Origin of the sequence: [Pseudopropionibacterium] massiliense, assembly GCF_900607225.1 — a bacterium.
Taxonomy (GTDB): domain Bacteria; phylum Actinomycetota; class Actinomycetes; order Propionibacteriales; family Propionibacteriaceae; genus Arachnia; species Arachnia massiliensis.
This window is the reverse complement of the sequence record NZ_LR027842.1, coordinates 359,114-366,488: the sequence shown is the minus strand read 5'-3', so window position 1 is coordinate 366,488 and position 7,375 is coordinate 359,114. Positions and strand designations below refer to the sequence as shown.

Genomic DNA, 7,375 nt, shown 5'->3' with positions numbered 1-7,375 from the left:
AACGGTCAGGGTGTAGCCGGCACGAGCAGCCGCCGCCTCGTCCTCGGACACCACCTCACACGAGGTACCCACCGGGAACCTACCCACAACCTTGTCCGCACCGGCGGTCACATCAACCGCCCCCTCGGCTGCAACCCCACCCTCACCAGCAGCAGAACACGCATACCTCACGCTGAAGGTGTCAGCACCGGTGGAACCCCCGTCGACGATCGTCTTGGAGATCGCGAAGGTGCCGAGGTCCCGGGCATAGGTGTTGGTGACGTTGACCGTGACGGTGTCGTCCTTGACGACGGTCACCGCCTGTCCCGTGTCAACGGTCAGGGTGTAGCCGGCACGCGGGGCGGGAACCTCTGAGGTCACCTCGCAGGTGGTTCCCACCGGGAACCTGCCGACCACTTCATTCACTCCGGCGGTCACCGCCACGGTGCCCGTGGCGGCAACGGCGCCGTCGTCATTCTCGCCCGCCGCGGAGCACCTGTACTCGATGCCGAAGGTGTCGGTGCCCTCGGAGCCGCCGGGGACGATCGTCTTGCCGATCGCGAAGGTCCCGAGGTCCCGGGTGTAGGTGTTGGTCACCGTGACGAGGTCGTTTCTCGTGATGGTCACGGGCTGTCCCTTGTCGACGGTCAGGGTGTAGCCGGCGCGGGCGGCGGCCGCCTCGTCCTCGGAGACCACCTCGCAGGTGGTTCCGACCGGGAACCTGCCCACGACCTTGTTCTCCTCCGCGTTGACCTGGACCGTGCCGGTGGCCGGAACGCCGTCCGCGCCCGCTGCGGAGCACCTGTAGTTCAGCGAGAACGTGTCGGTTCCGGTGGAGCCTCCGTCGAACACCCGTTTGCCGATCGCGAAGGTACCGAGGTCCCGGGCATAGGTGTTGGTGACGTTGACCGTGACGGTGTCGTCCTTGACGACGGTCACCGCCTGCCCCGTGTCCACGGTCAGGGTGTAGCCGGCACGAGCAGCCGCCGCCTCGTCCTCGGACACCACCTCACACGAGGTACCCACCGGGAACCTACCCACAACCTTGTCCGCACCGGCGGTCACATCAACCGCCCCCTCGGCTGCAACCCCACCCTCACCAGCAGCAGAACACGCATACCTCACGCTGAAGGTGTCGGCACCGGTGGAACCCCCGTCGACGATCGTCTTGGAGATCGCGAAGGTGCCGCTGGCGGTCTCGGTGGTGTTCATCAGTGACACCGGGAGGGTCACCTGGTCCTCGACGGTGAAGGTGGCCCGGGTCCTGTCGCCGCTGATGCCCACCTTGTTGTTGGTCGACGAGAACACCGGTGCGCCCCATGCGATCCCGGGGGTCGCGGGGTCGGCGGAAGCCGCGTCCTCGCTGAGGGTGACCGTGGTTCCCTTGGGGAAGGTCGGCATGTACGGCGCGGTGCTCCCGACGGTCACGGTCAGTTTCGTCGGATTCTCGGGTGCGTCCCAGCCGGGGTAGTCCGCGGCCGTGGTGCCTGCGGGCAGGGTGTAGTTGACGGTGACGTCGAATTTCTGGCCCCGCGGCGGGATCACGTCCCCCTGGATGTTCTTGCTCACCTCGAAGCCGCCGAAGCCCTGCTTGTAGGTGACGATCGCCTTGAAGGACTCGAAGTAGCTGCGAACGGCGGTGGGTGTGGTGTGGCCGGCTTCGACGAAGGTGGCGGCGTTGGTGTACTGGAATCCGGGGATCACCGTCTCGCCGCCCGTGAAGGGGGTGGTGAACTCGACCCGGTAGTCCTTGTCCGTGGAGAGCGGCCCCTCGACCTTGAAGGTGACGGTCCGTCCCTCGATGCCGGGGGTCACCTTGAAACCGTCCAGTTCGCCGGTGCCGTTCCCCTTGGCGACGACGCGGTCGGTGGCCCTTCCGGTGGCGGGATCGCCGTACACCTCGATGAGTTGCACGGTGGAGGGGTCCGGCACATCCATGCCCGCGCTGATGGTGTCGGTGATGGTGACGGGCCCGCCGTTGGGGTAGTTGTTCTTCAGCCAGGCGCCGCCGAAGATGACGCGCCAGTTGATGGCCTTCGACCCGGATCCGACCCCGGTGGCGCCCTTGACCGCTCTGGTGCCCGGGGTGAACGGCACGATCCCGGGCGCGACGATGTCCTCGCCCCAGGGGTGTTGGAGCACGTGGTTCTGCCCGTTGATGACGAAGGTGCTGCTGGTCCTGGACGTGACCCCTCCGGCCACCAGTTGAGCCCGCAGCGTCCCCAGGATGTCGGTGCGACCCCGCACCGCGTCGTTCAGGGTGCAAGTGATGAGGCTGGCCTTGATGTTGCAGTCGCCGACCTGGGTCGCGCCGACCATGAGAGGTTTGATGACCTCCCGCTGGGAGTTCCCCGCGTCGCGGTTCACGAACGGTTCAGGAATGGAAATGGAGAAGGTGTCCCCCGGCTGCGGATTGGCGGTGGTGGCGTCAAAGGAGATGTCCAGGAAGAAGAAATTTCCTCGCAACAGCTGACGCCCTGGAGCAGGAACAGGATCTCCGGTCTCGGTGACATGCGTCAGCGTCACCGGTCCGAACTTGATGGCGTTGTTCTCCTCGGAACGGGCAGGTGCGCCATGCACGAAAACACCCGCCACGGCCAACACGAAAGCAGCCAACACCGCGACGAAGCGCCGCCGCGGCGATACCCTTCGGACATCGGTCATGATTCCCCCTCCTGAACCTGCGACCCCGGGAAACTTTCCGGGAAAACACAATCACGGGCCAGCATAAGGGCAATCCCCCGCTCGTTGGAAAGCACGGTTGGAAACACCTTCCTTTCGCCGCGGGAAACAACCTATCCAACCCACCGAAAGGGATATAACTTTCGCCTTCTACCTGATGGAACCAGCACGGAACGCCCTTTTCCCCGATGCCGGTTGGACCAGCAGGGAGTGTCCGGTTGGCAATGAAGATGGCGTTGTGGTCTCGGGGCGGGTCTGACCTACCGAATCGCTGACGCGCTGCTGGTAGCGCTGTCCTGACACCGACGGGTCGACTCGTTCCGGGAGCACGTTGGTTCTGGGTGGACTGGCTGGCTGGGTTTGGCGTGATCAACAAGATCGGCGTAGAGTTCACCGGCTCACATGCGACAGGCATCACGCGGTTCCTGCTTGATGCAGGCATCGAGGTGGTGGAAGTCAACCAGCCTCATCCGCACCTGAGAGCCCGGCTCGGCAAAGACGACAAGACCGATGCTGAAGCAGCCGCACGAAAAGCTCTCCGGTGAAGCCACTGCTGTTCCGACAAGCTCGACAGCATCCGGGTGATCGAAGAACTGGGGTTGCGCGCCTCACATCGCAACACGTTCACTGATGGTCAGGTCATCGACACGATCACCCTGCGTCGCCGGGCAGCGGCCCCGGCCCGGACGAAGTGCCCCTGCGATGTGCTGCCTGGTCGGCTGATGGGCTACGCCACCAGCATCACCGCAACCGTGATGCCGGTCGCCGAGGTCATCAGCAGCTACCACGTGGCGCGTCGAGCAGTACTTCCGGATGAGCAAGAGTGACCTGGCCGCCCGCCAGATCTACCACCGGCAGCGTGACTCGGTCGAGGCCCACCTCACCATCGTGCCTACCGCCCTCGTGATCGCCCGTAACTTACAGACCCGCACCGGCGGGAGCATCAAGAAGGTCGTCCGCGCGCTACACATCCTGCAACACGTCACCATCAGCCTGGCCTGCCAACAACTTCACGCCGAACCGAGGATCCCCGAGGACATCACCGAATTTCTCGCCCGCGCAGGTCACTAAACCCGTGCCAACTCAGGTCAGGGGGTCCTGAGAGCGCGAGAACCGCCCACGCATTTGACGCGACAATGATTCGCGCTGTCAACCAACCCGGCTGGCACGGTCAGTTCCGTGGATCCCAGCGGAACACATGACGAGCGAGAGCCATCGAACCCAGACACCACGCGGCCAAGGGGGCAAGCATGCCAAGGATGCCCCCTGCGACGCTCAGCGGATCGTCCAGAGGCTCACCATTAGGGGATGTGCCCGTGAAAGCGAAGATGATGAGGTCAACGACGGGCGTCATGGGCAACCAGTGGGCCAGCCACTCCAAAGGAAACGGCAACGTGTCAAGGGGAAAGGAGAATCCGGAAGCAGCCATGGCCACCAGGATCAGCGGCATCGTGGTGAACTGTGCAGACTCGACGGTTCGCGTGTGTGATGCACTCACCACCGCCAGTGCAGTCCACGTGGCGGCGCCTCCCACCACAGCTAGCAGAAGGGCCCAGCCGTGCTGGGGAATCGCTCCGAGGACGATCGATCCGCCCAAACCGCATGCCACCTGGATCACCAGGAGAACCACGAGCGGAAAGGCGGGAGCAAGGAGAATCTCCAAGGGCGTGGCCTCGCCCGCATAGAGGCGTTTGAGAACGAACTGTTCGCGCCGCGCCACCAACGAACTGACCATCGTGTAGTACACCACGAAAAGCAGGCACGACGAGATGAGCACCGTCGTCAACCGCATCCCCGAGCTGAGCCCCCCCACCTGCAACATCGTGTAAATGAAGGTCATGAAGAGCGGCAAGCCCAGCGCGCTCATCAAGGCGGGTGGGTTGCGCAACAAGATGGTGGACTCGGCCCGCGCCAGCGACCACAGCCGCCGGGCGCTTAACCTGGACATTGGGACCAGCGCGGTGGGCATCACGACTCCTCCGTGTCAGACAGGGATAGGAACGCCTGTTCAAGTGAAGCGCTACGGGCCTGAAGATCGTCCAGAACGTGAGGTCCCGCCCAGGCCAGCGTCGCGGCGAGAGCGCCTTGAAGATCCGCCGTCTCGATCAGGATGCGTGTTGTGTGGGCTCCTCGTTCCGACATGATGCGGGCCGCAGGAACACGAAGGTCGCTGAGCGACAGGCCAGGTGGACAGTTGAACGTGATGCGCGCGGGCGCATTGCTCACGATCTCCCGAAGGGTTCCCTGTCGTGCGATGCGACCGGCGTGCATGACGGCCAGACGGTCAGCAAACTTCTCTGCTTCCTCCAGATAGTGCGTGGTGATCAATGCTGCTGCGCCACCTGCTACGCGTTCCCGAATCAACGTCCACATCCGGTGACGTGAGTCAGGGTCGAGGCCTGTGGTGGGCTCATCCAAAATCAGGACGTCAGCGCGCGTCATCAAGGTGAGTGCCAAATCAAGACGGCGGCGCTCACCGCCCGAAAGGTTGGCTGTCAGGAGGTGTGAGCTGTGGTCCAAGCCGACCGCATCAAGCATGTCGTCGATTGGATACGGCGACCTCAGCGTGCCGTGCCACATACGAGCCATCTCACGAACCGTCAGGGCTGGGGGAAACCCCGAACTCTGCAGCAGGATCCCGGTGCAGGGGCGCACGAGATGACGTTCGGCGTAAGGGTCCTGACCCAACACGCGAACGTTGCCCTCGCTGGGTGGAGCGAGACCTTCTATGACCTCGACAGTGGAGGTCTTCCCTGCACCGTTCGTCCCCAACAACGCGAACACCTCACCGTGGTGAACGGTCAAGTCGACCCCGCGGACGGCGTCGAACACTTTTTCCGTGCGGCCTCTCCCTGCGCAATAGCGGCGCCACAACCCCTGTACTGTGATGGCAGGCACCGATGACGGCAGAACCCCGTCTGGCCCGATATCGATCGCCCGATTGGTGCCTATCATGCGGGCAAATCTCGACGGAACAGGCCCATCGCATAGCCAACGACTATAGCTAGGACGGCGTACACACACAACAAACCGATGGCCGGACCGGCCGCGAGTGCTTGCCCGGACTGGGCACCGACGGAGGTGTTCTCCACACCCGGTGTCGACGGCCATACCAGCGCGTAGGACAAAGCGCTGGGGAGGAAACGACCCACCCCGCTCAATGACGTGTGCTCGTTGGACAGGAAGGTGATTGTCGGTTCAATGAGGATACCGTACAGGAGCACAGTGGCCGTACTGGCCACTGTGTTGCGCATCAGTAGTCCCACTCCCAAGCCGATCAGACTCCACACGACAAAGACCACCAAGGTCCGCAGGCTCATCCACCAGATAGCTGGGTCTTGGAGCGGATTGATCAACGTACGCGCCCAGACGACGGCAGACACGGTCAGCGTGGCGGCAACGATGCATGCCAACCCGACCGTCAAGGAGGCAACAGTGGTCACGACCACCTTGCCAGCCAACACAGCACCGCGGCCACGGCACATGACAACAAGCCGCGCGGTGCCGCCGGACTCGACATCGCGGGCCGCAATGAGGACGCCCAACAGCAGCGCGGCCAAGTACCCTTGGCGTCCGGGGAAGCTGAAGAGATAGTCCCGGACCGTCGTCGTCCCAGCGACTGAGAAATCCTCGGCAAGGTTGAAGGCGGTTAAGAGTGGTAGCCCGATCATCATCAGGACGGCGACCAGCAGGACGAGTTGCAGTGCGGGGTCAGTACGTGCCTTCACGAACTCGGCGCGGACAGCGGCAAGAATGTCAGTGTTCATGGGGTGCCTCCTGTGTCGTACGGAGGAAGAGCTCTTCCAAGGTGGGCGGACGTTGGGACGTCACGTGGTGGTCAACTCCTGCCCCGGTCAAAGCTTCGAGTGCTTGCGGCAAGTCAGCTGCCGAGATCGCGCTGTACGTTTCCGGGGTGAACAACACATGCACTCCCCGCTGGTTCAAAGTGTCGTACAACTCGTGGGGGTCATCGCCGTCGAGGAGGACGGTGGGCGGAGCATCCGCCCGCCAGTGTTTGAGGCTGCCCTCCCACACGGTGCACCCGTGGTGGATGAGGATGGCATCATCAATGAGCCGCTCGGCCTCATTGAGCAGGTGCGACGACAGCAAGACGGTGCAGCCTTTGTCGGCCAAACCGCGCAGGGTTTCCCGAAGCCACAGGATTCCCTCAGGATCAAGCCCGTTGGTGGGCTCATCGAGAAGGACATAGCTGGGTTCATGAAGGAGTACATCAGCCAACACCAGGCGTCGGCGCATGCCCAAGGAAAGCGCCCTGATGCGTCGGCGTCCACTACCCTCCAACCCCACCCGTCCCAGGACGGAGTCGATCGAGCGCCGATCAAGCCCCAGCCCAGCTGCAGTGATGGCCAAGTGGTCTTGGACACGGCGACCGGGGATAAACCCGTCACGTTCCAGCGCCCACGCCACTCCCTGAGGGAAGGGTGGCAGGTCTTGTAGTGAGCCGTCACCGAAGCGCACGTGACCGCTGGTCGGGGTCGACAGCCCTAACAGGCAGCGCAGTGTCGTGGTTTTGCCCGAACCGTTGGGGCCCAAGAACCCCGTGACGCGACCAGGCTGCACCTCGAAACTCACGTCGTCCAAGGCGGTGACTCGTCCGAACTTCTTGTGAAGATGGTGGGCACTCAGCGTCCCAGAAGGCACGTATGCGTGCCGAGGTGTGTGGTTCCCTTTCGGAGCAGTAAGGCTGGTCATG

General features: G+C 63.6%; 6 protein-coding genes and 1 pseudogene. 2 read left to right on the top strand and 5 right to left on the bottom strand.

The window, feature by feature from the left end:
• On the bottom strand, positions 1 to 2,643 hold a 2,643-nt coding region (locus E0E39_RS01550; RefSeq protein ID WP_165444595.1), incomplete at its 3' end, for a DUF5979 domain-containing protein.
• A gap of 383 nt (positions 2,644 to 3,026) precedes the next feature.
• Between E0E39_RS01550 and E0E39_RS01545 the strand changes: the two genes are divergently transcribed.
• Together E0E39_RS01545 and E0E39_RS01535 are read left to right on the top strand one after the other, a co-directional pair.
• Positions 3,027 to 3,206, top strand: coding sequence for a hypothetical protein (locus E0E39_RS01545; protein ID WP_207302379.1), 180 nt, complete (start codon positions 3,027 to 3,029; stop codon positions 3,204 to 3,206).
• 174 nt (positions 3,207 to 3,380) lie between these two features.
• Positions 3,381 to 3,732, top strand: a pseudogene (locus tag E0E39_RS01535) (IS1634 family transposase); the annotation flags it as partial.
• Between the two features lie 100 nt (positions 3,733 to 3,832).
• Here E0E39_RS01535 and E0E39_RS01530 read toward each other — a convergent pair.
• Genes E0E39_RS01530 through E0E39_RS01515 form a run of 4 tightly spaced genes read right to left on the bottom strand, consistent with a single transcriptional unit; the run spans position 3,833 to position 7,374 of the window.
• Positions 3,833 to 4,630: an ABC transporter permease gene (locus E0E39_RS01530; RefSeq protein WP_130873173.1), complete on the bottom strand. Its 798-nt coding sequence runs from the start codon at positions 4,628 to 4,630 to the stop codon at positions 3,833 to 3,835.
• A complete protein-coding gene (locus tag E0E39_RS01525) occupies positions 4,630 to 5,616 on the bottom strand; it encodes an ABC transporter ATP-binding protein (RefSeq protein WP_130873172.1) in 987 nt (328 codons plus the stop codon). Before E0E39_RS01525 ends, E0E39_RS01530 begins: the two co-directional genes overlap by 1 nt.
• The gene (locus tag E0E39_RS01520; protein WP_130873171.1) at positions 5,613 to 6,428 is read right to left on the bottom strand and encodes a hypothetical protein; all 816 of its coding nucleotides are present in this window, start codon (positions 6,426 to 6,428) and stop codon (positions 5,613 to 5,615) included. The genes E0E39_RS01525 and E0E39_RS01520 overlap by 4 nt, the downstream gene beginning before the upstream one ends.
• Positions 6,418 to 7,374 carry an ABC transporter ATP-binding protein gene (locus E0E39_RS01515; RefSeq protein WP_165444594.1) on the bottom strand — a complete coding sequence of 319 codons (957 nt, stop codon included), beginning with the start codon at positions 7,372 to 7,374 and terminating at the stop codon, positions 6,418 to 6,420. Before E0E39_RS01515 ends, E0E39_RS01520 begins: the two co-directional genes overlap by 11 nt.
• Position 7,375 lies beyond the last annotated feature (1 nt).

Coding starts and splice junctions, on each gene's coding strand:
- E0E39_RS01530 (WP_130873173.1), bottom strand. CDS start 4,630: ATGCCCACCGCGCTGGTCCCAATGTCCAGGTTAAGCGCCCGGCGGCTG.
- E0E39_RS01525 (WP_130873172.1), bottom strand. CDS start 5,616: ATGATAGGCACCAATCGGGCGATCGATATCGGGCCAGACGGGGTTCTG.
- E0E39_RS01520 (WP_130873171.1), bottom strand. CDS start 6,428: ATGAACACTGACATTCTTGCCGCTGTCCGCGCCGAGTTCGTGAAGGCA.
- E0E39_RS01515 (WP_165444594.1), bottom strand. CDS start 7,374: ATGACCAGCCTTACTGCTCCGAAAGGGAACCACACACCTCGGCACGCA.